Genomic DNA, 22933 nt, shown 5'->3' with positions numbered 1-22933 from the left:
ATCAGACGGTTCGGCTATTTGCTTCGGCCAGTAATTCGACCATCGTTGACAAGATTTCACCGTGCGCTTCGCCAGCCAGCCCCAGGGCAATCTGCGCCCGCAACAGACCGTGCTTCCGGCTTAGGTCGTAGCGGTTTCCTTTCACTTCCAGCGCCAGATAGGTTTCGGTTTCGGCCAGCTCCTGGAGCGCGGGAGTCAGCAGAATATTGCTGCCATCCTGATCAATGTATTTTTGTAAAATGTCGAAAACCGCAGGGGTGAAGACGTGCATCCCGAAGAAGCAGAGGTAATAGCCTGCCCGCAGACCGGGCGTCTGAAGTTCGAGTTCAGCTACGCTCAGCGACGGTTTTTCAATGATTTGTTCGATCTGGTAAACGCCCGACTGGTTGGGAGCCTGCTTGCCGGTAAGCGTTCCGTAACGACCGATCTGGTGTTCGATGGTAGGGTTGACGGCCGAAACCGAGCAATTTTCCTGCGAAGCCAGTTCAATCAGTTGGGCCACGCAACTCTTCTGCGACAGGTTGGAAACGTAGAGGTAATCGCCCAGAAGCAGCAAAAACGGCTCGTTATTGACGAATTCCCGGGCGCAGTAAACGGCGTGACCGTAGCCCAGCGGTTCTTTTTGTTCGGCAAACTGAATCCGGCTGATCAGGTGGTCAATCTTTTCGGCTTCCTTTTTGGCCCAGTCAACCCCTTTGAACGAATGGAAGAGGTTATCCCGCAGGGAAGCAAATGCTTTCAGGTACCGCTCGCCGTCGCCGGGCGCGCAAACCACGCACAACTCTTCAATGCCACTGCTAAAGGCTTCTTCGGCAATAATCTGGATAACGGGTTTGTGCAGTCCGTCGGTATCAATCACCGGCAGCATGGCTTTCTGGACGGTATCGGCAACCGGATACAACCGTTCACCCCGGGCAGCCGCCGTGATGACGGCTTTTTTAATTCGCATCATATAATCGAAATCGTTTCAGGCTTAATTGTTGTATAGTTCCAGCAAATCAATCTCCAAATTATGTCAATCCAAACAAATTCATCAGACTAAAAAGTATCTTAAAAAAAGCCTTCTACCGTCTCGATTTGAATCTATATTTTTTCGGGCTGCGATACCCTGTAAAGCGGGCCTAAAACTGCTTTATTCACGAACCTGCTGGCCGGATTGTGGCTGTAGCTGGTGCTGTTCGATCAGATAGTTGAGCAGGTTATCACAGCATCGATAAACGATCTGGTACACCTGTTCAAAAACCGCAGCGTCTTCATAGTAAGGGTCAGGGACATTTAAACCGCCCGGACCACTATCCGGCTGGGGATCAAATTCGCGCAAAAGAACGGTATTTTCTTCGCTGTAGAGCCCCGTACTGCGATGGCTGAAATACTGAATGGCGTCATAATTCGCTTCATCCATCGCCACTAGGTAATCAAAGGTCGAAAGGTCTTCGCCCGACAACCGACGGGCGCGGTGGGTGAGTTTAATACCGTGTTCGAGGGCGTTTTCACGGGTTCGGCGGTCGGGCAGATCACCGATATGGTAGGAAGATGTGCCGGCAGAATCACATTGAATCGATGCCTCCAGCCCCCGCTCATTGATAAATTGTCTGAATACGCCTTCCGCCAACGGCGACCGGCAGATGTTTCCTAAACAAACGAAGAGAACATTAATCATAATGATGAAGTAGAAACGGTAATCGATGAACGATTCATCATTATTTTTCTAATAATTCGTTTTGTTCATTGACCAGCACGTAAACATCCTCGTTGGGCTTCTTCATGAAGTAGTTTTCGCGGGCGTATTTCTCCTGCAAACGCGCATTGCCCAGCAACGACTTACGCTGCGTTTCCACCTCCGCAATTTTCTCGTCATAATACACCCGATCTGCTTCCAGATCCCGCAATTTCATGCTGTTCCTGAACTGCGAAATAATGTCGTTGGTATCAAAAAACGCCATCCAGATGAACAAACCCAGACCGGTGGCGACATAAAAGTTCCTGGCAGTTCGGAGGATTTTATTGAACATCTTTTCTGATGGATTAGGCTTAAATCAGAAAACCCCCAACCGTCGGGTGGTTGGGGGTACTAAAATTACATTTTGATGCCGGGGAAGTAAGCGGTATCGCCGAGTTCTTCCTCGATCCGGAGCAACTGGTTGTATTTCGCCATCCGGTCTGAACGGGAAGCCGAACCGGTTTTGATCTGGCCGGTATTCAAGGCAACGGCCAGGTCGGCAATCGTCGCGTCTTCGGTTTCGCCGGAGCGGTGCGACATAATGTTTTTATACGAATTGCGTTTCGCCAGGTTGACGGTATCAATGGTTTCCGTCAGCGAGCCGATCTGGTTTACTTTCACCAGAACCGCGTTGGCAATTCCCTGGTCGATGCCCTGCTGCAAACGGGTTACGTTCGTCACAAACAGGTCGTCACCCACCAGTTGGGTTTTCTTGCCAATCAGTTCGGTCTGCTGTTTCCAGCCGCTCCAGTCGTCTTCGGCCATACCGTCTTCGATGGAAATGATCGGGTATTTCTCCACCCATTCTTTCCAGTAGTTGGCCATGTCGGATGAGCTTAACTTGTCGCCCGTCGATTTTTTGAAGTGGTACACTCCGGACTCTGCCTCGTAGAACTCCGACGCAGCGGCATCCATAGCAATGTAAATATCCTGACCGGGGCGGTATCCGGCTTTCTCGATGGCTTGCAGAATGATCTGAATAGCCTCTTCGTTCGACGGGATGTTCGGAGCAAAACCACCTTCGTCGCCCACGTTAGTCGACATACCTTTGCCTTTCAAGACTTTTTTCAGCGAGTGGAACACTTCCGTTCCCCAGCGCAGGGCTTCCGAGAACGTCGGAGCGCCCACTGGCATCACCATAAATTCCTGGAAATCGATGGAGTTGTCGGCGTGGCTACCGCCGTTCAGGATGTTCATCATCGGAACCGGCAGGGTGTTGGCGTTCACGCCCCCGATGTACCGGTATAACGGCAAACCGGCTTCCTGCGCAGCAGCTTTGGCAATAGCCATCGATACGCCCAGAATGGCGTTGGCGCCCAGCTTTCCTTTATTGGACGTACCATCCAGTTCAATCATAATCCGATCGATCAGGGTCTGATCAAACACGGATGACCCAACCAGTTCCGGAAAAATCAGTTCATTGACGTTCTGAACGGCTTTCAATACACCTTTGCCCACATACCGTTTTGGATCGTCGTCGCGCAATTCGACGGCTTCGTGTGAGCCGGTTGAGGCACCTGACGGAACGGCCGCCCGGCCCAGAAAACCGTTTTCGGTACGAACATCGACTTCCACAGTTGGGTTGCCTCTCGAATCCAGAATCTGTCTGGCATGAATGGACTGAATAATACTCATTGTGTCAGAAAAAGTTGGTTAATATTTGTATACAAAAAGAAACAAAGGAGTAGAAAGCAATCCCATACGGATTTTTATGCTATCTTCATTGAACCTTACGCCGTAGCACACTATTGGCCCTACAAAGTAAGCGATTTTTTCGGTTTGTAGGGAACGCCCTTTCAATTAAGCAATTCGTTAATACGGAATTATTACACAAGGACGTTTTGGGCACTCGGCCCGTTTTTGGGTCTTAGCAGAACGCGGGCTATGCGAGGTTTTATACGGTTTCAACGAAGCTTCCTTCTTTACCTGTGTGCGTTTTTTTTGGGCGAATGGCCTACGGTTTGTCTCGCGCAGACTACAGATCAGCCCGTCGCGCAGAATGGTGTCCTTGATTTATCTGCTTACGCATACCACTCCAGCGAGGCTGTTGCTCTCACCGGCCAATGGTTTTTTCGCTGGAATCAGTTTACCGACTCGGCGGGTGTTGTCCGTAGCCCGGAGTACTTTACGGTGCCCGGCCCCTGGCGCACGTATACCGGCAGCCATCCCCTTTTTCCGCAGGATCAGGGACACTGTACGTACGCCCTCCGGATTCGGCTTTCGGAACCGGGCAAAATCTGGTCCCTGCGCATTCCGCCGATTCCAACCGCCTACAAGCTGTACGTCAATAATCACCTGGTGGCCGAAACCGGGCGATTGGCGCCCCATGACGGAATGCAGCCCTCGACCGAATCAAAACTGGTTTCCTTCCTGGTTCCGGGTAAAGAAGCGTTCCTTTTGATTCACGTAGCCAATTATCACTTTGCCTACGGCGGTCTGCGGAAAAATTTACAATTTGGCAACCCTTCCATCCTTACCCAGAACCGTGAAAAAAGCCTGCTCTTTTCCTCTTCGGTGATTGGCGCGCTCTTCATTATTGGCCTTTACCATCTGCTGCTGTATGCGTTCCGGCGAAGAGACAGGGCGCCGTTTCTTTTCGGAATTCTGTGCCTGACAATCGGCTTACGCGAGCTTTTTTCTTCCGAAGCCATCTTCTTCCTGCTCTTTCCCGACGTCGATTGGGCACTGGCCTTTAAAGCCGTGTACAGTACCTTTCCGATTGGTATTATCAGCCTGACGCTGTACCTGCAAAGTCTGTATCCAACGCTGGTATCGCCCATCATCAAGAAAATCATTATCGCTATCAATCTGGCCTTTTTAGCGTTGGTGTTATCGACTCCGGCCACTACCTATGCCGCCTGGGCGACCTTAATCAGCCCGGTGGCTATCCTCGAATGCGGCTATTTTCTATGGGTGGCCGTTCGGGCGGCACAACTCAAAAAAGAGGGCGGATCGATCCTCCTTTGCGATATGGCTCTGTTAACGTTTTGCGTACTCAACGACGTTCTTCATCAGTCAAGCCTTATTCAGAGCTTCTTTTTGCTGCCCGGCTCCCTGTTTATCTTCACGCTCTGCCAGTGTCTGCTGCTGGCCATCCGGTTTTCAACCTCTTTCAGAAAAACGGAAGCGCTGACCATCAGGCTGCAAACCGCTAATGAAACCATTGAGCAAACTATCTTTCAACGGCAGGAAGCTGAGCAGCGCAAGGAAATCGAGGAGATGAAAACCCGCTTTTTCTCAAACATCACGCATGAATTCCGGACACCGCTCACGCTGATTATTTCGCCCATCGAGCAGTTGCTACAGACGGTTCGCAACGATTCTGCTGCGGTTGACAAAAACGCGCTACAGCATACACTGACGACGGTTCACCGCAACGCCCGCCAATTGCTGCAATTAATTAATCAGTTACTGGATTTGTCGAAGCTGGAATCAGGTCATCTAAAAGTCCAGGAATCGCAGGGAAATATTGTTTTATTTCTGGATGATCTGGTCAATTCCTTCCAACTGACTGCTGAAACGAAAGGAATACACCTTCACTATGAGCCTGAATTGATTCCGGAGCTACTTCTGTTTGATGACGATAAATGGGGAAAAATCTGCTCCAATCTACTTTCCAACGCATTGAAGTATACACCTAGTGGCGGTACGGTTTGGGTCCGGCTTACAACCGATCCGGTTGCTTCCAACGGGCATCTGGCAGTACGGCTATCGGTATCAGATACCGGGTATGGCATCGCTCCCGATGAGCTACCGTATATTTTCGACCGTTTTTACCAGGCTGATGATTCCCGAACCCGATCTTTTGAAGGGACCGGTATCGGTCTGGCGCTGGTCAAAGAATTAACGGATTTACTCAACGGAGAATTAACGGTCGAAAGTCAACCTGGTCAGGGCACGACAATCACGGTGGTGTTTCCCGTCCGACTGCCTTATACTGACTATCCACTGCCCTATTTCCCGTCGTTTGCTGACTTGCGCCAAGCTGAACTACCGGTATCAGCCAACTCGTTTCTGTCCGCTCCAACTCTGCAAAATGCCCATCCTGAGCAGCTTCCGCTTGTGTTGGTGGTCGAAGATAATGACGATCTCCGTCAATTGATGGCAGATAATCTTTCAGGCTCCTATCGGGTAAAAACCGCTACCAATGGACAGGAGGGCTGGACCACCTGCCAGACCGAGCTGCCGGACCTGGTAGTAAGTGACATTATGATGCCCCTGCTGGACGGCTATCAACTCTGCCGCCTTATCCGGCAAACCGCCCAAACCAATCATATTGCCGTTATTCTTCTAACCGCAAAAGCCGCTGCTGAAAGCAGGATTGAGGGCTTAACGGCTGGCGCTAACGACTACGTAACCAAACCGTTTGACCTACCTGAACTTCAACTTCGGGTGAATAATCTATTGCATTATCAGGCCACCCAGCGCAACTTTTATCACCTGCAATTAACCAGGCCAACTCCTTCCGCTCGTCCGATACCCGACCATTCCTTTCTTAACCAGCTTTATCAACTTCTCGAAAAACACCTTGACAATGCTACTTTAACGGTTGAAGACCTGGCCGTTGAAGTGGGGATGAGTTCGCGCACGTTAAACCGCAAACTCTCTACGCTGTCAGGCATGACGGTAAGCGAGTTTATTCGTACGTATCGGCTTCACAAAGCGACTGAACTGCTCAAAGCGGGCCATTCGGTTTCTGAAACAGCTTATCTAGTTGGTTTTGAGAGTCCTTCCTATTTCGGCCAGTGTTTCAAGGACTTGTTTGCCTTATCTCCCAGCGACTATATTCGGAGCGTCTTGTCTCAAAAATGAGGGTATTTGTCAGAAAATTGCGACTGTATTTACCTGAAATTTCTGACTATTGTATACTATTATTTTCTCTGCTCTCTTTTCAGTTCGGTACGGGCTGTATGCAGCTCGTACCACACATTCCTACCTTATTTTCAGCTAATACGCAGTGGTTATCAACCATGAACTCACGGCTAAAGGTAACTCCAGATTGGGTTACGGCTTTTTGCTTTGACTTGCCCATACCACTTACAAAGAGGATACATGACCAGGACAACTCCTATCCACACTCCATACGTCATACCCAGCGACAAGCCGTGGTCTGGTATTACGCCCCCCGTGCGGTTCTGAAAGTTAATCGCTGACCATGCCACCCCGTCCGACAGCAACAATATCACTGAAAGGGCATGAACCAGGAAGAAGTGGACGATAAAATAAAAGAGAGGCACGCGGCCGTAGGTGACGAAAAACGCCATCCAATTACCTCGTTTTCCTTCCAGTACGCTTAATAGCCAGATGATCGGCCCTAAGGTCATTGATGCAAAGAGCAGCGACGGAGGATATTTGGTGACGTTGATAAAAGAAAGAACCGTAAACAAGGGTGTTTTCTGCACAGACCACGGCACCGGATCACCATAGATGTTTAAAGCCCGAATCAATACAAACGCTGCAATTGTGCTAATCCCAATCCAGCGAAGCCATCGTTTACGTTGCTCCGCTTCTCTATCGCGGTTGTATAAAGCCCCAAAGCAATAGCCCAGAATCAAAATTCCGATCCACGGCAGCACGGGATACATAATGAATACGATCCGGTCTGATGATACCGGAATGGCATTGGGTCGGTGCAGAATGGACCAGATGATGTCGAGCGTACTTCCCGCCGGAAACGAGAGCGCATCCAGTGCATTATGGCCCAGTAAAATCAGTAACCCAACCCCCAGGAGTAGTTGTAGCGGCAAGGTCAGCAGCAGACCTAGGACTACCATGCTTAAGCCCGTTGCCCAGATCACTTCCAGAGCAACGACGGAAAAAGTTACATCAAACCACAAATTCAGGTTGACTACCGTTACTTCTAAAACAATCAGCCACAGCCCACGCGTCAGCAGAAAAAACCGTACTTGCGGCTTTGTCATTTTACGCCCCATCAAATACGCTGATGTGCCCGCCAGAAAGACGAAGGCCGGTGCGCAAAAATGCGTTATCCAACGCGTAAAAAACAGGGCTGGCGTAGTCGTATTTAAATCCGTGGCGTTGTAAAAGAAACCATTCTTGTGGATAAAATCACGGGTATGATCCAATGCCATAATAACCATGACCAACCCACGCACCACGTCGATGCTCTGAATACGGCTTGCTATCCGGCTCTGCGGAGGGGTGGCTATGGCAGTCATTGCGCTACGTTTCGTTCTCTCCTAAATTAGCGCAAATAAGTAAGTTACGTCACGGGTAGGCATAAAAAAATCCGGCTTGTGGGCCGGATTTTTTTATTAGCGAGCTTCAACTTCAATGAGCTTTACAAAGTCATCGAACAGGTACCGCGAATCGTGCGGCCCCGGCGACGCTTCGGGGTGGTATTGCACCGAAAAGGCCGGACGATCTTTCCGACGAATCCCTTCAATGGTTTTATCATTCAGGTTGACGTGCGTCAGTTCAATATCCGCATTGTCCATTACTTCGTCCGCCCGCACCGCAAAACCATGATTTTGCGACGTAACTTCACAACGACCGGTAATCAGGTTTTTAACCGGATGATTAAGTCCCCGGTGTCCATTGTGCATTTTATAGGTTGATATACCACTGGCAAGCGACAAAATCTGGTGGCCGAGGCAGATGCCAAACAACGGCTTATCTGTTTCCAGCGCCTGCTTGACGGTTTCAACTGCATACGGCATTGCGGCCGGGTCTCCGGGGCCGTTTGAGATAAAATAGCCATCGGGACTCCAGGCCTTGATCTCTTCAAAAGGCGTTTTTGCGGGAAACACCCGGCAATGAGCACCCCGCCCAGCCAGGTTGTTCAGAATACTTTTCTTAATACCTAAATCCAGCACCGCCACTTTAAAGTCGGAAACATTAGGATCTCCAACCTCGTAGATCTTTTTGGTACTTACTTCAGACGAAAGCTCCAGCCCTTCCATATCCGGAATCTGGTGCAGACGATCCAGCAAAACCGCCGGGTCCAGAATTTCGGAGGAGATGATGCAGTTCATAACACCTTTGTCCCGAATATGCCGTACCACCTGACGCGTATCAATACCGCTAATACCGACAATGTTAGCGCGTTCAAAATACTCCTGCAACGAGGTATCAGCCGTGTTACGCGAATGAATTTGCGAGAAGAAGTTACAGACCATACCCCGAATGGTTACCTTGTCCGACTCTTCTTCATCCCGGTATTGCACTCCGTAGTTACCGATATGGGAAGTCGTGTTAACAATTACCTGACCGTAATAGGAAGGATCTGTATAAATCTCCTGATAGCCAGTCATGCCCGTATTGAAGCATATTTCGCCACCCGCCGTTCCAATTTTACCAAGGGCCGTTCCTCTAAATACAGAACCATCTTTCAAAACCAATAAAGCCGCTGGTTGCTGAACCTGTTTCATGAATTGCTTTGGAGTTTCTGAGTTAAAAAAAAGGGTTAACCCATTCCGGTTAACCCTCTATTTTGTATGTGAGTTTGTTCTTCACGATAGTAAAACCGGTTCGGCTGCTTTTTAGTTCATGAGCTTTTGTGTTATCAAAGGCGATGTAACAAACGGCGGTATCCGGTCGTAACCATTTAGTCGTATAGAAAGCAAATTGCAAATCTATTCTAACGCTATGGCATTAAGATTTTACTTCGTCATCCGTTGACCCGGCAGCGGCTTCCGGAGCATCCGGAGCTTTTTCAGCCGCTGGCTCTTCCGAGGGAGCAGCTTCAGCGGTCGCTTCTACTACTGGTGTTGCTTCCGCGGCTGGAGCCGTTTCAGCTACCGGAGCAGCTTCAACTGTTTCATCCGCTTTACGAGCACCACCACTCCGACGGCTACGACGGGTGCGGGTTGCTTTCTGGTCTTCAGTAGCTGCTGACAGTAACGTTTCGTTAAAGTCAACCAGTTCGATGATACAGGTTTCGGCGTTGTCACCAATCCGGTTTCCCAGTTTGATGATCCGGGTGTAACCACCTGGACGATTGGAAATCTTATCCGATACAACGTTGAAAAGCTCTTTCATCGTCTCCTTATCCTGGAGGTATGAGAAAACAACCCGACGATTCTGGTAAGAATCATTTTTAGCGCGGGTCAGCAGCGGTTCAACGTATTTCCGCAGTTCTTTTGCCTTCGCAACCGTTGTTTCGATACGTTTGCTCAGAATTAGCGAGGACGCCATGTTCGACAGCATAGCTGTCCGGTGGGAATACGTCCTGCCAAGATGATTATTTTTTTTACCGTGTCTCATGGTATTAGTCCTCGTCTAATCTGTATTTGGAAATGTCCATGCCGAAGGTCAGATTCTTTTCGGCAACCAACTGCTCAAGCTCAGTCAGCGACTTCTTACCGAAGTTTCTAAATTTCATCATATCTGAAATCTCGAGTTTCACCAGGTCCCCCAGTGATTTTACATCGGCAGATTTCAAACAGTTGTAAGCCCGTACGGAGAGATCAAGATCAGCCAGCGGAGTTTTCAACAGCTTCCGCATATGCAGCATTTCTTCATCTACTACGTTATCTTCTTCAGCTTTCGCGGTTTCAAACGTCATCGTTTGGTCCGAGAACAACATAAAGTGCTGAATCAGAATGGTAGCTGCACCTTTCAGGGCTTCTTCCGGGTGGATAGAACCGTCCGTTTCGATATCAAGCAACAACCGCTCGTAGTCAGTTTTCTGCTCAACCCGCGTGTTTTCAACGCTGTAACGCACATTTTTAATCGGTGTGTAGATTGCATCGATTGGAATGTGACCGAACGGCAATTCATTGGCACGCGGTTCGTCAGCCGGGACATAACCACGACCTTTCTCCACGTAAATCTCCATTTCCAACTCACGCGTATCATCAATGTGGCAAATCTCCAGATCGGGATTCAACACTTCGAATGACGCAGAGAATTTAGATATATCACCGGCTTTCAACACCGACTGATTTTTAATCGTAACGGTAATTTTGTTGTCGACCATATCCGAAACTTTCTTGAACCGTACCATTTTCAGGTTCAGAATGATTTCGGTAACATCTTCAACGACGCCTTCTATTGAGGAGAATTCATGCAGTACGCCCGGGAACCGTACGCTGGTAATGGCATAGCCCTCCAGCGATGACAGCAGAATTCTCCGCAACGCATTCCCTATAGTCACGCCATAGCCCTTTTCGAGTGGCTTGAACTCAAACAACCCGTGAAAGTCGTCAGCTCGCTCCATGACAACTTTATCGGGCATTTGGAACGCTAATATTGACATACGATTTTGTTGTTAACAGTTCAAATAAAAAATGTAGTGTACAGTTTTCGGTTTGCTGCTTTGTATCTTCCCAAAACAGCAAACCGAAAACCGTAACTATTATTTAGAGTATAATTCGACAACCAATTGCTCGTTGACGTTCTCAGGAATCTGATCACGTTCCGGGTAGTTCGTAAACTTACCTTGCAATTGTTGCTGATCCCATTCTAACCAGTTGTAGCGTTTGGCACCGCGGGTTGCCAAGCTCGTTGAAACGGCTTCGAGAGACTTAGATTTCTCACGAACGCTAATCAACTGACCGGGCTTCAATGAGTAAGAAGCTATGTTTACCACTTCGCCATCAACGGCAATGTGTTTGTGAGATACAAGCTGGCGGGCGGCACGACGCGTTGGAGCAATACCCAGGCGATAAACCGTATTGTCCAGACGAGCCTCGCAAAGTTTCAGCAGGTTTTCACCCGTGATTCCTTCTTTAACAACGGCCCGGTGGAACAAGCCCCGGAACTGACGTTCCAGAATACCGTAGATATATTTTACTTTTTGTTTTTCCTGCAACTGAACAGCATATTCTGACTGTTTCCGTTTACGGCCACGTCCGTGTTGTCCAGGACCGTATGCTTTCTTTTGCAGTGCTTTGCTGGGGCCGAGGATGGGCTCACCAAATTTGCGGGAGATTTTGGCCTTGGGGCCGGTGTATCTTGCCATTTCTAACCTATGTAATGAATAACGAAAAAGAACAGACACAACTTAATGGCGCCTGTCCGTATTCATTGATGACGCAGTTTCTTATCAGCGAACTGCATAACTGAACAATAATGATTAAACGCGACGGCGTTTGGGAGGGCGGCAGCCGTTGTGAGGCAGGGGAGTAATGTCTTTGATAGACGTTACTTCAATACCAGAGTTCTGGATCGTACGGATAGCCGATTCACGGCCTGACCCCGGTCCTTTCACAAAAACTTCAGCCTTACGCATTCCTAAATCATGCGCTACCGCAGCACAGTTCTGAGCGGCAGTTTGTGCAGCATACGGCGTGTTTTTCTTAGAGCCTTTAAAGCCCATTTTACCTGCCGACGCCCACGAGATTACCTGCCCGGTGCTGTTGGTAATAGAAATAATAATGTTGTTAAACGAAGCCCGGATGTGAACCTGACCAACGGGTTCAACCACTACTACCCGTTTTTTCGCTTTATCTTTGCGTTTTGCCTGAGCCATTTTTAGTTGATCGTTTAATGTTTGAAGCCTAAGTTCTAAACCATCGGATGGTATCTAGAACCTAAACCTCAAACTTTAAACCTTATTATTTAGTTGCTTTCTTCTTGTTCGCTACGGTCTTACGCTTACCTTTCCGCGTACGAGAGTTATTTTTCGTATGCTGTCCACGAACCGGCAGACCTTTCCGGTGCCGAAGCCCCCGATAACATCCAATGTCCATCAGACGTTTGATGTTGAGCTGCACTTCAGATTTCAGCGCACCCTCCACTTTGTATTCTCCGCTGATGATGGTCCGGATGGCGTTCGATTCTTCATCGTTCCATTCGCTAACCTTCTTATCAACAGAAACACCTGCTCTGTTTAAAATTGTCTGTGCTGAGCTACGGCCAATGCCAAAAATGTAGGTCAAAGCAATTTCACCGCGCTTCCGGTCGGGAATATCAACCCCTGCGATACGTGCCATATTCAGTGATTATCCTTGTCTTTGTTTGTATCTTGGATTCTTTTTGTTAATAACGTAAAGCTTGCCCTTCCGGCGAATCACTTTACATTCAGCGCTGCGCTTTTTGATAGACGCTTTGACTTTCATGGTTTCCCTTCGTTTAAGATCTGCTGTTCAACACTAAGTACTGCTACTTAATGCCAAACATTATTTATATCGATAAACAATTCGTGCTTTGGTAAGATCATACGGTGACATCTCCAACTTTACGCGGTCACCCGGCAAAATCTTAATGTAATTCATCCGCATTTTTCCAGAAATATGGGCAATCACCTCATGTTTATTTTCGAGTTGTACCCGAAACATGGCATTGGAGAGTGCTTCTACAATGGTACCGTCTTGTTCGATAGATGTCTGTTTTGCCATTCGTTACACTATGGTCGCTTCTACGGCTTCAACCATTAAGCTGGTATTGGCCGTTACTTCTTCAATGTATTGGAACGTTGTCAATATCTCAGGCTTGCCTTTTCGAATAGCTACAGAGTGCTCAAAATGAGCAGACGGCTTACGATCAGCAGTACGGATAGTCCAGCCATCCCTTTCCTGAACGATGTTTTTCTTGCCTAAGTTCACCATAGGTTCGATAGCCAGTACCATTCCCTCTTTCAGCTTAACACCCTGGCCCCGTTTCCCATAATTAGGAACCTCAGGACTTTCGTGAAGGCTTTTTCCGAGACCGTGGCCTACCAGCTCCCGAACAATAGAGTAACCAAACTTCTCTACATGACTTTGTACGGCATATCCGATATCACCAATCCGATTTCCTTCTACAGCCTTCTCAATACCGTAGTATAGCGATTGCTTGGTCCGAATGAGTAGATCGCGAACTTCCTGACTAATTTCTCCCACCGGATACGTATAAGCACTATCGCTGTGGTAGCCATTCAATTTAACTCCGCAATCAATCGAAATGATATCCCCTTCCTTTAGCTCGTACTTGCTTGGGAACCCATGTACAACGGTTTCATTCACCGAAATGCATAGGGATGCGGGAAAGTTATTAAACCCTTTGAAAGAAGGGATACCGCCGTTATCACGAATATATTCTTCAGCCACACGATCCAACTCCTTCGTAGTCACACCCGGCCGAATCAGCTTAGCCACCTCAGCATGAGCTTTGCCAAGGACTTGGCCGCTCATTCTCATCAACTCTATTTCGGCGTCTGATTTCAGGTAGATCATCTTCTTACGTTAGGCGGTTACACTTTCCGTGCGACCCGTTACCCGTCCTGACTTCATCAAACCTTCGTAACGGCGCATCAAAAGATAGCTTTCAATTTGCTGCAACGTATCCAGTACAACACCAACCATAATCAGCAGAGAGGTACCGCCAAAAAACTGCGAGAAATTACGAGTCATTCCCAGCAGAGCAGCAATGGCTGGTAATATAGCCACGGTTGCTAACATTAATGCACCGGGCAGTGTAATCCGATCCAATACCTGACCAATGTACTCAGAGGTCATAAAGCCTGGTTTGACACCCGGAATAAAACCACCGCTCCGCTTCATGTCATCCGCAATCTGGTTGGGATTAACTGAAATTGCCGTATAGAAAAACGTAAAGACAATAATCAGCACAGCAAACAGTACATTATATTGCCACGATGTATAATCGGAGAAAACCGTCTGCACAGACCCGGCAAAATCACTTTTCTCTGCGAAAAAGGAAGCAACCAGGGAAGGGACAAACATTAATGCCTGAGCAAAAATAATTGGCATTACGCCCGCAGCATTTAGTTTCAGTGGCAAGTATTGCCGCTGACCGCCTACTACCTTGTTACCAACCACTTGTTTGGCATATTGAATTGGAATCCGACGGACAGCCTGCGTCAGTACAACTGCGCCCATTACAACAAAGAAGAGGGCAACAATCTCCAGAACAAACAGAAGTGCACCGCCTGAACCACGAGATAGTGCTTCCCCATATACTGCTCCCGGAAAACGTGAGACAATACCGATCATAATCAGCATGGAAATCCCGTTACCAATTCCTTTATCTGTGATCCGTTCGCCCAGCCACATACAGAAAATTGTACCACCGGTCAGAATAAACACAGACACAACCCGGAACGTCGTAGGATTCATCATCACAGCCTCGTTCGGAATTGTTGTCGTCAGATAAGTGATGGCCTGCGCTGCTGTAACGAAAATAGTTAATACCCGTGTAATTTGGTTTAACCGTTTACGGCCCGATTCACCTTCCTTCTGCATTTTCTGGAAGTAAGGCAATGCCAGCGTCAGAAGCTGAATAGCAATGGATGCCGAGATATACGGCATAATTCCCAATGCAAAAATTGACGCTTTACTGAAAGCTCCTCCCACAAAAATATCCACCAAACCCAGCAACCCTTGAGGAGTCAGATTCAGTCTATCCGGATCAACACCAGGTAGTACGATTTGAGAACCCAACCGAAAAACCGTCACAAACAACAAGGTGTTGAGAATGCGGGTCCGCAGCTCCTCAATCGAAAAAATATTCTGAAGGGTTGTGATTAATCGTTTCATTAGTGTATCAAGCTGCTCGTCCGAAAAAAGTCAACAAATTTATGAAAAAATATTGGCTAAATCTACTACGAACGAGCGAGCTGATTAGAGCTTTATTGCTTTACCACCTGCTTTCTCAATAATCTCAATCGCTTTCTGCGAAAAGTTGTGTGCTTTCACTTCGATTGCAGAAGACAATTCGCCCCGGCTCAAGATTTTTATTTTGTCGTTCTTGCCGACCAAGCCATTTTGCAATAACACGTCCATATCAATCGAAGTAACACCAGCTTTTTCGATCAACTGTTGAAGTGTATCCAGGTTAATTGGCTTGTACTCAACCCGATTAATATTTTTAAAGCCAAATTTCGGCACCCGGCGTTGCAAGGGCATTTGACCACCTTCGAAGTTCTTTTTCGCGCTGTATCCAGAACGCGATTGGGCACCTTTATGGCCACGGGTGGAGGTACCACCCATGCCAGAACCCGTACCTCGACCTACTCGCTTGCGCTCCCGGACGGATCCTTGCGCAGGTTTAAGCGTATTCAGATTCATGATCTTAAATTTCTTCTACTTTAACTAAGTGTTGTATTTTGCGGATGATTCCACCAATTGCGTCATTGTATTCCAATGAAACGCTACGGTTGATTTTTCCCAGGCCAAGCGACTGAATCGCCAGCTTCTGTGTTTTAGGCCGCTTAATAATACTGCGAACCTGTGTGATTTTAATCCGTGCCATTTTTATTGCCGTTATTAAGGACTCTTATCCGTTAAAAACCTTACTCAGCTTCACACCGCGCTGGAATGCTACCTGATGCGGAGCCCGCATTTTCAGCAATGCATCGATGGTTGCTTTAACCACGTTATGCGGATTTGACGAACCTTTTGATTTTGCCAATACATCACGGATACCAGCGCTTTCCAAAACAGCACGCATAGCACCACCGGCAATAACGCCTGTACCAGCTGAGGCAGGTTTCAGCAGCACGAAACCACCACTGAATTTACCTTCCATTTCGTGAGGAACTGTATGTTTCAGCAAAGGAACCTGCACCAGGTTCTTTTTCGCATCTTCAATTCCTTTGGCAATAGCATCCGTTACTTCGTTTGCTTTACCCAGGCCATAGCCAACCACACCGTTGCTGTCACCGACGACAACGATTGCGGCAAAGCTAAAACGCCGACCACCTTTCACTACCTTAGCAACACGGTTGATAGCAACAACGCGTTCCTTAAGGTCTGACTCGTTAACTTTAGCAGGTCTTGTACTGGTTACCATTGTTTTGCTTAAAATTGAAGGCCACCTTCTCTAGCACCGTCGGCCAAAGCTTTCACCTTACCATGATACAAATAACCGTTCCGATCGAAAACTACCTTTGTAATCCCACTGGTAGTTGCTTTCTCCGCCAAGGCCTGTCCGACTTGTTTAGCCGTTTCTACGTTGACGCCTTTTTTATCTTTGCCGTTGATATCGATTGAAGATGCACTCACCAGTGTATGGCCTTTTTCATCATCAATGATTTGAGCATAAATCCGGGAATTTGACCGGAATACGGATAATCTCGGCTGATCAGCCGTTCCGGATACTTTATTCCGAATGTGTCTTTTAATACGCAGTCTCCTGCTTTCTCTTGTGACAGCCATTTTCGCCTGTGCTTATTATATGGTTCACCTATTACTGCTTATTTCTTAGAAGCAGATTTACCAGCTTTACGACGAATAGTTTCGCCCACGAACCGAATACCTTTTCCTTTGTAGGGCTCAACCTTACGCAAGGACCGGATTTTGGCAGCAACATCGCCAATCAGTTGCTTATCTATTCCTTCCAGAATAACCTTCGGGTTCTGACCTTTTTCCGTAACAGCCGTAACATTCAGCTCTTGCGGAATAGCAACATAGATATCGTGCGAATAGCCTAAAGTCAATTGCAGGATGTTGTTTGAGGCAACTGCCTTATAACCAACCCCAACAATTTCAAGCTCAACCCGGTATCCCGTGCTTACGCCCGTCACCATGTTATTTACCAGAGCACGATATAAACCGTGCAGTGATTTGAAGCGCTTCTGATCGTTGGGACGAACCACTTTGAGTTCGCCATCAGCGATTTCTAATTTAATATCCGGGTTGATGCTCTGCGACAGTGTTCCCTTCGGGCCTTTCACCGTAACTGTGTTACCGTTCTCGACCGAAACTGATACTTTCTCGGGCAGTGCAATGGTTTTATTACCTACGCGTGACATAGTTTCTGATTAATATACGTAACACAACACCTCACCACCTACGTTCAGCGTCCGAGCTTCCTTATCGGTCATCACTCCTTTAGAAGTTGAGACGATAGCAACACCTAAGCCGTTGAAGATGCGCGGGATTTCCGTAGCTCCTTTGTACTGACGCAGACCTGGACGGCTTACCCGCTGCAAGTCAACAATTGCCGGCTGTTTCGTTACAGGATTATACTTCAGCGCAATCTTGATACTTCCTTGTGGGCCCGTTTCATCGAACTTATAGTTCTGAATAAAGCCTTTATCAAAGAGTACCTTAGTGATCTCCTTCTTTATATTGGAAGCAGGAATTTCCACGACCCGGTGCTTGGCGCGGATCGCATTTCTGATGCGAGTCAGATAATCTGCTATGGGATCAGTATTCATTTCCTCCTGATTAGTAACTGCAAGCCTTTCAAACGGGCCTGCAAAATTAGGGAATTGTTTTGATAATCGCTAGATGGCGTAAAAGTTACCAGCTTGCCTTGGTTACACCCGGGATCTTACCAGCCGAGGCCATTTCGCGGAACGTTACGCGGGAGATACCAAACTTCCGCATATACCCACGAGGGCGGCCTGTTAGCTTGCACCGATTGTGCAGACGCACCGGAGAAGCATTTTTCGGCAGTTTATCTAATCCGGCGTAATCACCAGCCGCTTTCAGTGCAGCACGCTTTGTAGCGTACTTCGCAACTAAGGCAATCCGCTTACGCTCTCTTGCTTTGATGGATTCTTTTGCCATGTTGTTTTCGCGTTATGCGTTATTTTTTACCTCCGGCGAAGGGCATACCCAGCGCTTTTAGCAATGCAAAACTTTCTTCATCCGTGTTCGCCGTTGTAACGAACGTAATATCCATTCCTGAAATCCGATTCACTTTATCAATCGTGATTTCCGGGAAGATGATCTGCTCCTGAACACCAAACGTGTAGTTACCATGTCCGTCGAAGCCTTTGTCGCTAATTCCTTTAAAGTCACGAACGCGTGGCAGAGCAACGGCGGTCAGACGATCCAGAAATTCGTACATCTTCTCTCCGCGTAGGGTTACTTTTGCGCCGATTGGCATTCCTTCGCGCAGCTTAAAGTTAGAGACGGCCTTTTTCGCAATTGTGGGAACGGCCTTCTGACCTGTAATCATGGTCAGCTCGTCTACACCGACATCCACTAATTTCTTATCAGCGACGGCGGCACCAATCCCTTTGTTTACAACAATCTTGGTTAGCTTCGGTACCTGCATAATGCTTTTGTACTGAAACTTTTCCTTCAATTGGGCCACGATCTCATTCGTATATTTCTCTTTCAGTCTCGGAGTTGCCACTTTCGTATTTATTTATACGTTCCTGATTCCTAATCAATTAGATAAAATTACCCGATTTCTTGGAGAATCGTTGCAACTTACCTTTATCGTTTAGTTTGCGGCCAATCCGTGAAGGTTCGTTCGTCGCTGAATCGATAACCATCAAATTACTGATGTGAATCGTTCCTTCGCGCTTTTCCAAACTTCCTTGTGGGTTGGCTGCCGATGGTTTTACGTGTTTGGTGATCATGTTCACCCCTTCAACCACGGCGCGTTGCTTATCGACCAAAACGCGCAATATCGTACCGGTTTGACCCTTTGAGTTACCGGAAATAACTTTAACAGTATCTCCTTTTTTGATGTGTAACTTCGCAGGTTTGTCTGCTACATTCTTCATAGTTACAATACTTCTGGAGCTAAGGAAACGATTTTCATAAACTGCTTCTCGCGCAATTCACGGGCAACGGGCCCAAAAATACGGGTGCCGCGAGGCTCGTCATTGTTGTTCAGCAGCACGGCCGCATTGTCTTCAAACCGAATATACGATCCGTCTTTCCGGCGTATTTCCTTTTTAGTCCGAACGACAACCGCTTTCGATACGGTTCCTTTCTTCATGTTGCTTGAAGAAAGCGCCTGTTTTACCGTCACTACAATTTTATCTCCAACTGTAGCGAAACGCTTGCCGGTTCCACCCAGTACCCGGATGCAAAGTACTTCTTTGGCACCGCTGTTATCGGCTACGCCCAAACGTGATTCTTGCTGGATCATGATTACTTCGCCTTTTCAATGATTTCGACTAACCGCCAACATTTGTTCTTGCTCAACGGACGCGTCTCCATGATGCGAACGGTATCGCCGATGCCGCATTCATTTTTTTCGTCGTGGGCCATGAACTTCTTCGTACGGTGCATGAATTTCCCGTACATCGGGTGCTTCACTTTCCGATCGACTGCAACCGTGATGGATTTCTCCATCTTGTTGCTGACCACTTTACCAATTCTTTCTTTTCTCAGATTTCTTTCTTGCTGCTCCATGGATCAATACCGTTAAATTAGCTGGCTTTTTGTTTGTTAGTCAGCTCGGTCAGTAATTGAGCAATCAATTTACGCGTTGTGCGAATCCGCATCGGGTTTTCGATAGGCGAAATAGCGTGCGCAAACTTTAACTTTTGCAAGCGATCTTTCTCAGCCGCTACCTGCTCATTCAATTGTTCAACCGTCAGCGACTTAATCTCGTTCTTTTTCATGACTGAATATTGTTGGTAGTTGCCCGCTTCGGGTTGGAATCCTTACCGGCAACCTTTTCCCGAGTTAGCCTTCTGTTTCCTGATAATCCCGACGAACAACGAATCTTGTTTTGATCGGCAGTTTTTGAGCTGCCAATCGCAGGGCCTCATTTGCCACATCCAGCGGAACGCCGGTTGCTTCGAACAAAATCGTACCGGGTTTGACGGTAGCTACCCAGTATTCTGGAGCCCCTTTCCCTTTACCCATCCGTACTTCGGCAGGCTTTTTGGTAATCACTTTATCTGGGAAGATTCGAATCCATACCTGGCCTTCCCGTTTCATGGCGCGGGTTACGGAGATACGAGCCGCTTCAATCTGACGGGCTGTAATCCAACCGGGTTCCAGCGACTTGATGGCAAACGATCCGAAAGCGATCTGGTGGCCACGTCCGGCAATGCCTTTTACCCGGCCTTTCTGCTGCTTACGAAACTTGGTTCTTTTTGGTTGTAACATCTTTAGTCGTATCTGAAGGACGTTTTGCTATAGCTGACGCCCGATGTTCTTACTATCTCTTGCGTCCGCCCTGGCCCTGTCCACCGCGCTGACCGCCACCTTGTCCACCGCGTTGACCACCACCACCACGGTTTTGATCATTCCGGCCCCGACGACGATCGTTGCGTTCTCCATCACCACCACGCTCTCCGCGACGGTCTCCGCGATCACCGCGACGGTCGCTCCGCTCACCACCACGCTCTGATTGAGCAGCCGTAATTTGCGCAGCCGGTGAAAGGTCCCGTTTGCCGTACAATTCGCCTTTAAAAACCCAAACTTTAATACCGATTTTTCCGTAAATCGTTTGAGCTTCTGAAATTGCGTAATCGATATCAGCTCGCAGGGTGTGCAGGGGCACACGGCCTTCTTTGTATTCTTCCGTACGGGCCATTTCAGCACCGCCTAAACGACCTGAGACACGTACTTTAATCCCTTGAGCACCAACCCGAATTGCCGAGCTGATCGCTTGCTTCATGGCACGACGATAAGAAATACGAGCCTGAAGTTGTTGGGCAATCGTCTCACCGATTAATTTAGCATCGATTTCCGGACGCTTGATCTCGAAAATGTTGATCTGAACGTCTTTACCGGTAATCTTCTTTAACTCTTCCTTAATCTTATCGACTTCACCACCCCCTTTACCGATAACAATACCCGGACGAGCCGTATGAATTGTCAGGGTGATACGTTTCAGGGTACGCTCGATAACAACCCGGGCGATGGATCCTTTCGGAATACGAGCCTGGATATATTTTCTGATTCGTTCGTCTTCAACCAGCTTATCCGGAAACTCTTTGCCGCCATACCAGCTAGAATCCCATCCCTTAACGATGCCAAGCCGAAAACCAACGGGGTTTACTTTTTGTCCCATTTTATTGTCTTGTTATTCTGCGTTTTCTGTTGAAACTTCTGGTGCAACGGTAAGGCCGGTTGCGGCACTTTCAACGATGATTGTTACGTGGTTGGAACGCTTACGGATCCGGTGACCACGGCCTTGCGGGGCAGGGCGCAGACGCTTCAGCATCCGGCCACCATCAACAAAGATCGTTTTCACATACAGATCAGCGTCTTCAGCACGTTCGTTCTCGTTCTTTTGCTGCCAGTTAGCAACCGCTGATAGCAGCAGCTTTTCCAGCAACGCAGCCCCAGCCTGAGGTTGATAACGCAGAATTCCCAACGCTTTGCTCACCTTCTGCCCCCGAATCATATCGGCAACCAGCCGCATTTTACGAGGAGACGAAGGCACATTTTTTAGCTTTGCTACTGCTTCCATTTTTTCTGGTTTCAGGTTTAATGCTTCGTACGAAGCATTAAACAATTCTATCGTTTGCCTTTGTCTTTCTTCGCAACGTGGCCCCGGAAGTTACGGGTAGGTGAAAACTCGCCTAACTTATGACCAACCATGTTCTCGGTTACATAAACCGGAATGAACTTATTGCCATTGTGGACGGCGAACGTATGGCCAACGAAATCCGGAGAAATCATTGAACGGCGTGACCAAGTTTTGATAACGGATTTACGACCCGAATCATTCATGGTTTCCACCTTTTTTTCCAGACGAAAATCTATGTAGGGACCCTTTTTAAGTGAGCGTGCCATCTACCTCTTATTTTTTCCGTTTACTAATGATCAAACGATCTGAATATTTGTTTACCGGACGAGTCTTCTTACCCTTTGCGTACAGACCCGTACGTGAACGTGGGTGACCACCGGATGCCCGTCCTTCACCACCACCCATTGGGTGATCAACCGGGTTCATCGCAACACCACGAACGCGTGGACGGCGACCTAACCAGCGGGTACGACCGGCTTTCCCGATGCTAACGTTCATGTGATCAGGGTTGGACACCGATCCGACCGTTGCAATGCAGGTACCCAGTACCATCCGTTGTTCGCCCGAAGGCATCCGCAGAATAGCGTATTTATCTTCCCGGGCTACCAATTGTGCGTAGGTTCCAGCACTCCGTGCCATGGCACCGCCTTTACCAGGCTTCAGTTCAATATTATGAACGATTGTACCGATTGGCATGGCCGACAGCGGCAAAGCGTTTCCTACTTCCGGAGCAACCGATGGGCCAGCGATTACTTGTTGACCGACGGTAATGCCTTGCGGAGCAAGGATATAGCGTTTCTCGCCATCAGCGTAGAACAGCAACGCAATACGCGCGGAACGGTTGGGGTCGTACTCGACCGTTTTAACCGTTGCCGGAATACCCGTTTTATCACGTTTGAAGTCGATAATCCGGTATTGTTTTTTGTGACCGCCACCGATGTAGCGCATCGAACGGTGTCCCTGGTTGTTACGGCCACCGGTTCTTTTTATCGTTACCAGCAGGCTCCGCTCCGGTTTATCGGTTGTGATCTCGGCAAAGTCCGGGGCCACCCGAAAACGCTGACTCGGGGTTGTTGGTTTAAGTTTCTTAACTCCCATGATTCCTAACTACTTCGTTTAGTCGTTCGT

General features: G+C 48.0%; 33 protein-coding genes. 1 reads left to right on the top strand and 32 read right to left on the bottom strand.

Features of this window, described 5'->3' with window-relative positions; translation table 11 throughout:
- Position 1 precedes the first annotated feature (1 nt).
- The 4 genes from LX87_RS00415 to eno form a co-directional block, all read right to left on the bottom strand.
- Complete coding sequence (locus LX87_RS00415; RefSeq protein WP_229310499.1) at positions 2-952, bottom strand: UTP--glucose-1-phosphate uridylyltransferase; 951 nt, start codon at positions 950-952, stop codon at positions 2-4.
- Positions 953-1132: 180 nt separating this feature from the next.
- The gene (locus LX87_RS00410; RefSeq protein WP_111626208.1) at positions 1133-1660 is read right to left on the bottom strand and encodes a low molecular weight protein-tyrosine-phosphatase; all 528 of its coding nucleotides are present in this window, start codon (positions 1658-1660) and stop codon (positions 1133-1135) included.
- A gap of 40 nt (positions 1661-1700) precedes the next feature.
- On the bottom strand, positions 1701-2012 hold the full coding sequence (locus tag LX87_RS00405; RefSeq protein WP_111626207.1) for an FtsB family cell division protein: 312 nt from the start codon (positions 2010-2012) through the stop codon (positions 1701-1703).
- 65 nt (positions 2013-2077) lie between these two features.
- Complete coding sequence (eno, locus tag LX87_RS00400) at positions 2078-3355, bottom strand: phosphopyruvate hydratase (RefSeq protein ID WP_111626206.1); 1278 nt, start codon at positions 3353-3355, stop codon at positions 2078-2080.
- A gap of 249 nt (positions 3356-3604) precedes the next feature.
- Here eno and LX87_RS00395 point away from each other — a divergent pair, with 249 nt between their 5' ends.
- Positions 3605-6532, top strand: a complete 2928-nt coding sequence (locus LX87_RS00395; protein ID WP_111626205.1) for an ATP-binding protein — start codon at positions 3605-3607, stop codon at positions 6530-6532.
- 170 nt (positions 6533-6702) lie between these two features.
- On the opposite strand, the gene LX87_RS00390 is transcribed toward LX87_RS00395, so the two are convergent.
- From LX87_RS00390 to rplB, 28 genes are all read right to left on the bottom strand, one after another.
- Positions 6703-7899, bottom strand: a complete 1197-nt coding sequence (locus tag LX87_RS00390) for an acetyltransferase domain-containing protein (protein WP_111626204.1) — start codon at positions 7897-7899, stop codon at positions 6703-6705.
- 96 nt (positions 7900-7995) lie between these two features.
- A complete protein-coding gene (gene carA / locus LX87_RS00385) occupies positions 7996-9111 on the bottom strand; it encodes a glutamine-hydrolyzing carbamoyl-phosphate synthase small subunit (RefSeq protein ID WP_111626203.1) in 1116 nt (371 codons plus the stop codon).
- A gap of 223 nt (positions 9112-9334) precedes the next feature.
- On the bottom strand, positions 9335-9946 hold the full coding sequence (gene rplQ / locus LX87_RS00380) for a 50S ribosomal protein L17 (RefSeq protein WP_111626202.1): 612 nt from the start codon (positions 9944-9946) through the stop codon (positions 9335-9337).
- 4 nt (positions 9947-9950) lie between these two features.
- On the bottom strand, positions 9951-10940 hold the full coding sequence (locus LX87_RS00375) for a DNA-directed RNA polymerase subunit alpha (RefSeq protein WP_111626201.1): 990 nt from the start codon (positions 10938-10940) through the stop codon (positions 9951-9953).
- Between the two features lie 99 nt (positions 10941-11039).
- The gene (gene rpsD, locus LX87_RS00370) at positions 11040-11645 is read right to left on the bottom strand and encodes a 30S ribosomal protein S4 (protein WP_111626200.1); all 606 of its coding nucleotides are present in this window, start codon (positions 11643-11645) and stop codon (positions 11040-11042) included.
- A 114-nt stretch (positions 11646-11759) separates the two neighbouring features.
- Complete coding sequence (rpsK, locus tag LX87_RS00365; protein ID WP_111626199.1) at positions 11760-12155, bottom strand: 30S ribosomal protein S11; 396 nt, start codon at positions 12153-12155, stop codon at positions 11760-11762.
- 85 nt (positions 12156-12240) lie between these two features.
- The gene (rpsM, locus tag LX87_RS00360; RefSeq protein ID WP_111626198.1) at positions 12241-12618 is read right to left on the bottom strand and encodes a 30S ribosomal protein S13; all 378 of its coding nucleotides are present in this window, start codon (positions 12616-12618) and stop codon (positions 12241-12243) included.
- 9 nt (positions 12619-12627) lie between these two features.
- A complete protein-coding gene (gene rpmJ / locus LX87_RS00355; RefSeq protein ID WP_038119933.1) occupies positions 12628-12744 on the bottom strand; it encodes a 50S ribosomal protein L36 in 117 nt (38 codons plus the stop codon).
- 60 nt (positions 12745-12804) lie between these two features.
- Positions 12805-13023 (bottom strand): translation initiation factor IF-1, encoded by a 219-nt coding sequence (gene infA / locus LX87_RS00350; RefSeq protein ID WP_038119936.1) that lies wholly within the window; start codon positions 13021-13023, stop codon positions 12805-12807.
- Positions 13024-13026: 3 nt separating this feature from the next.
- The gene (gene map, locus LX87_RS00345) at positions 13027-13839 is read right to left on the bottom strand and encodes a type I methionyl aminopeptidase (RefSeq protein ID WP_111626197.1); all 813 of its coding nucleotides are present in this window, start codon (positions 13837-13839) and stop codon (positions 13027-13029) included.
- A 9-nt stretch (positions 13840-13848) separates the two neighbouring features.
- On the bottom strand, positions 13849-15162 hold the full coding sequence (secY, locus tag LX87_RS00340) for a preprotein translocase subunit SecY (RefSeq protein WP_111626196.1): 1314 nt from the start codon (positions 15160-15162) through the stop codon (positions 13849-13851).
- 84 nt (positions 15163-15246) lie between these two features.
- A complete protein-coding gene (gene rplO, locus LX87_RS00335; protein WP_111626195.1) occupies positions 15247-15693 on the bottom strand; it encodes a 50S ribosomal protein L15 in 447 nt (148 codons plus the stop codon).
- Between the two features lie 4 nt (positions 15694-15697).
- A complete protein-coding gene (gene rpmD, locus LX87_RS00330; protein ID WP_111626194.1) occupies positions 15698-15877 on the bottom strand; it encodes a 50S ribosomal protein L30 in 180 nt (59 codons plus the stop codon).
- A 24-nt stretch (positions 15878-15901) separates the two neighbouring features.
- Positions 15902-16417, bottom strand: a complete 516-nt coding sequence (gene rpsE, locus LX87_RS00325; RefSeq protein WP_111626193.1) for a 30S ribosomal protein S5 — start codon at positions 16415-16417, stop codon at positions 15902-15904.
- Positions 16418-16425: 8 nt separating this feature from the next.
- Entirely contained in the window at positions 16426-16782 is a 357-nt protein-coding gene (gene rplR, locus LX87_RS00320; protein ID WP_111626192.1) for a 50S ribosomal protein L18, read from the bottom strand.
- A gap of 38 nt (positions 16783-16820) precedes the next feature.
- Positions 16821-17378 carry a 50S ribosomal protein L6 gene (gene rplF / locus LX87_RS00315; RefSeq protein ID WP_111626191.1) on the bottom strand — a complete coding sequence of 186 codons (558 nt, stop codon included), beginning with the start codon at positions 17376-17378 and terminating at the stop codon, positions 16821-16823.
- 9 nt (positions 17379-17387) lie between these two features.
- Positions 17388-17786, bottom strand: a complete 399-nt coding sequence (gene rpsH, locus LX87_RS00310) for a 30S ribosomal protein S8 (RefSeq protein ID WP_111626190.1) — start codon at positions 17784-17786, stop codon at positions 17388-17390.
- A gap of 85 nt (positions 17787-17871) precedes the next feature.
- Entirely contained in the window at positions 17872-18141 is a 270-nt protein-coding gene (rpsN, locus tag LX87_RS00305) for a 30S ribosomal protein S14 (RefSeq protein ID WP_111626189.1), read from the bottom strand.
- Between the two features lie 19 nt (positions 18142-18160).
- Positions 18161-18715, bottom strand: a complete 555-nt coding sequence (gene rplE / locus LX87_RS00300) for a 50S ribosomal protein L5 (RefSeq protein ID WP_111626188.1) — start codon at positions 18713-18715, stop codon at positions 18161-18163.
- A gap of 37 nt (positions 18716-18752) precedes the next feature.
- Complete coding sequence (gene rplX, locus LX87_RS00295) at positions 18753-19091, bottom strand: 50S ribosomal protein L24 (RefSeq protein ID WP_111626187.1); 339 nt, start codon at positions 19089-19091, stop codon at positions 18753-18755.
- 2 nt (positions 19092-19093) lie between these two features.
- Positions 19094-19462, bottom strand: a complete 369-nt coding sequence (gene rplN, locus LX87_RS00290) for a 50S ribosomal protein L14 (RefSeq protein WP_111626186.1) — start codon at positions 19460-19462, stop codon at positions 19094-19096.
- A 2-nt stretch (positions 19463-19464) separates the two neighbouring features.
- Positions 19465-19728 carry a 30S ribosomal protein S17 gene (gene rpsQ / locus LX87_RS00285; protein WP_111626185.1) on the bottom strand — a complete coding sequence of 88 codons (264 nt, stop codon included), beginning with the start codon at positions 19726-19728 and terminating at the stop codon, positions 19465-19467.
- Positions 19729-19745: 17 nt separating this feature from the next.
- Entirely contained in the window at positions 19746-19940 is a 195-nt protein-coding gene (rpmC, locus tag LX87_RS00280; protein ID WP_111626184.1) for a 50S ribosomal protein L29, read from the bottom strand.
- A gap of 64 nt (positions 19941-20004) precedes the next feature.
- Positions 20005-20433, bottom strand: coding sequence for a 50S ribosomal protein L16 (gene rplP, locus LX87_RS00275; RefSeq protein WP_111626183.1), 429 nt, complete (start codon positions 20431-20433; stop codon positions 20005-20007).
- A 52-nt stretch (positions 20434-20485) separates the two neighbouring features.
- On the bottom strand, positions 20486-21343 hold the full coding sequence (gene rpsC, locus LX87_RS00270; protein ID WP_111626182.1) for a 30S ribosomal protein S3: 858 nt from the start codon (positions 21341-21343) through the stop codon (positions 20486-20488).
- A 12-nt stretch (positions 21344-21355) separates the two neighbouring features.
- Positions 21356-21745, bottom strand: coding sequence for a 50S ribosomal protein L22 (gene rplV, locus LX87_RS00265; RefSeq protein ID WP_111627419.1), 390 nt, complete (start codon positions 21743-21745; stop codon positions 21356-21358).
- A 47-nt stretch (positions 21746-21792) separates the two neighbouring features.
- On the bottom strand, positions 21793-22071 hold the full coding sequence (rpsS, locus tag LX87_RS00260; RefSeq protein ID WP_111626181.1) for a 30S ribosomal protein S19: 279 nt from the start codon (positions 22069-22071) through the stop codon (positions 21793-21795).
- A gap of 7 nt (positions 22072-22078) precedes the next feature.
- Positions 22079-22903, bottom strand: a complete 825-nt coding sequence (gene rplB / locus LX87_RS00255; RefSeq protein ID WP_111626180.1) for a 50S ribosomal protein L2 — start codon at positions 22901-22903, stop codon at positions 22079-22081.
- Positions 22904-22933 lie beyond the last annotated feature (30 nt).

This window comes from Larkinella arboricola (assembly GCF_003259745.1).
Lineage (GTDB): Bacteria > Bacteroidota > Bacteroidia > Cytophagales > Spirosomataceae > Larkinella > Larkinella arboricola.
Note: the sequence above shows the minus strand (reverse complement) of the source record. Positions and strands in the feature narration are given on the sequence as shown.

What these genes read in the sequence shown, in the direction of transcription:
- LX87_RS00410 (WP_111626208.1), bottom strand. Translation starts at nt 1,660, where the DNA reads ATGATTAATGTTCTCTTCGTTTGTTTAGGAAACATCTGCCGGTCGCCG.
- rplN (WP_111626186.1), bottom strand. Translation starts at nt 19,462, where the DNA reads ATGATCCAGCAAGAATCACGTTTGGGCGTAGCCGATAACAGCGGTGCC.
- rplP (WP_111626183.1), bottom strand. Translation starts at nt 20,433, where the DNA reads ATGTTACAACCAAAAAGAACCAAGTTTCGTAAGCAGCAGAAAGGCCGG.
- rplB (WP_111626180.1), bottom strand. Translation starts at nt 22,903, where the DNA reads ATGGGAGTTAAGAAACTTAAACCAACAACCCCGAGTCAGCGTTTTCGG.
- rpmJ (WP_038119933.1), bottom strand. Translation starts at nt 12,744, where the DNA reads ATGAAAGTCAAAGCGTCTATCAAAAAGCGCAGCGCTGAATGTAAAGTG.
- rpsE (WP_111626193.1), bottom strand. Translation starts at nt 16,417, where the DNA reads ATGGTAACCAGTACAAGACCTGCTAAAGTTAACGAGTCAGACCTTAAG.
- infA (WP_038119936.1), bottom strand. Translation starts at nt 13,023, where the DNA reads ATGGCAAAACAGACATCTATCGAACAAGACGGTACCATTGTAGAAGCA.
- rplQ (WP_111626202.1), bottom strand. Translation starts at nt 9,946, where the DNA reads ATGAGACACGGTAAAAAAAATAATCATCTTGGCAGGACGTATTCCCAC.
- rplR (WP_111626192.1), bottom strand. Translation starts at nt 16,782, where the DNA reads ATGGCTGTCACAAGAGAAAGCAGGAGACTGCGTATTAAAAGACACATT.
- rpsS (WP_111626181.1), bottom strand. Translation starts at nt 22,071, where the DNA reads ATGGCACGCTCACTTAAAAAGGGTCCCTACATAGATTTTCGTCTGGAA.
- rpsD (WP_111626200.1), bottom strand. Translation starts at nt 11,645, where the DNA reads ATGGCAAGATACACCGGCCCCAAGGCCAAAATCTCCCGCAAATTTGGT.
- rplV (WP_111627419.1), bottom strand. Translation starts at nt 21,745, where the DNA reads ATGGAAGCAGTAGCAAAGCTAAAAAATGTGCCTTCGTCTCCTCGTAAA.
- LX87_RS00415 (WP_229310499.1), bottom strand. Translation starts at nt 952, where the DNA reads ATGATGCGAATTAAAAAAGCCGTCATCACGGCGGCTGCCCGGGGTGAA.
- eno (WP_111626206.1), bottom strand. Translation starts at nt 3,355, where the DNA reads ATGAGTATTATTCAGTCCATTCATGCCAGACAGATTCTGGATTCGAGA.
- rpsK (WP_111626199.1), bottom strand. Translation starts at nt 12,155, where the DNA reads ATGGCTCAGGCAAAACGCAAAGATAAAGCGAAAAAACGGGTAGTAGTG.
- carA (WP_111626203.1), bottom strand. Translation starts at nt 9,111, where the DNA reads ATGAAACAGGTTCAGCAACCAGCGGCTTTATTGGTTTTGAAAGATGGT.
- map (WP_111626197.1), bottom strand. Translation starts at nt 13,839, where the DNA reads ATGATCTACCTGAAATCAGACGCCGAAATAGAGTTGATGAGAATGAGC.
- rplX (WP_111626187.1), bottom strand. Translation starts at nt 19,091, where the DNA reads ATGAAGAATGTAGCAGACAAACCTGCGAAGTTACACATCAAAAAAGGA.
- LX87_RS00405 (WP_111626207.1), bottom strand. Translation starts at nt 2,012, where the DNA reads ATGTTCAATAAAATCCTCCGAACTGCCAGGAACTTTTATGTCGCCACC.
- secY (WP_111626196.1), bottom strand. Translation starts at nt 15,162, where the DNA reads ATGAAACGATTAATCACAACCCTTCAGAATATTTTTTCGATTGAGGAG.
- rpsQ (WP_111626185.1), bottom strand. Translation starts at nt 19,728, where the DNA reads ATGGAGCAGCAAGAAAGAAATCTGAGAAAAGAAAGAATTGGTAAAGTG.
- rpsM (WP_111626198.1), bottom strand. Translation starts at nt 12,618, where the DNA reads ATGGCACGTATCGCAGGGGTTGATATTCCCGACCGGAAGCGCGGTGAA.
- LX87_RS00395 (WP_111626205.1), top strand. Translation starts at nt 3,605, where the DNA reads ATGCGAGGTTTTATACGGTTTCAACGAAGCTTCCTTCTTTACCTGTGT.
- LX87_RS00375 (WP_111626201.1), bottom strand. Translation starts at nt 10,940, where the DNA reads ATGTCAATATTAGCGTTCCAAATGCCCGATAAAGTTGTCATGGAGCGA.
- rpsN (WP_111626189.1), bottom strand. Translation starts at nt 18,141, where the DNA reads ATGGCAAAAGAATCCATCAAAGCAAGAGAGCGTAAGCGGATTGCCTTA.
- LX87_RS00390 (WP_111626204.1), bottom strand. Translation starts at nt 7,899, where the DNA reads ATGACTGCCATAGCCACCCCTCCGCAGAGCCGGATAGCAAGCCGTATT.
- rplF (WP_111626191.1), bottom strand. Translation starts at nt 17,378, where the DNA reads ATGTCACGCGTAGGTAATAAAACCATTGCACTGCCCGAGAAAGTATCA.
- rpmD (WP_111626194.1), bottom strand. Translation starts at nt 15,877, where the DNA reads ATGGCACGGATTAAAATCACACAGGTTCGCAGTATTATTAAGCGGCCT.
- rplO (WP_111626195.1), bottom strand. Translation starts at nt 15,693, where the DNA reads ATGAATCTGAATACGCTTAAACCTGCGCAAGGATCCGTCCGGGAGCGC.
- rpmC (WP_111626184.1), bottom strand. Translation starts at nt 19,940, where the DNA reads ATGAAAAAGAACGAGATTAAGTCGCTGACGGTTGAACAATTGAATGAG.
- rpsH (WP_111626190.1), bottom strand. Translation starts at nt 17,786, where the DNA reads ATGAATACTGATCCCATAGCAGATTATCTGACTCGCATCAGAAATGCG.
- rpsC (WP_111626182.1), bottom strand. Translation starts at nt 21,343, where the DNA reads ATGGGACAAAAAGTAAACCCCGTTGGTTTTCGGCTTGGCATCGTTAAG.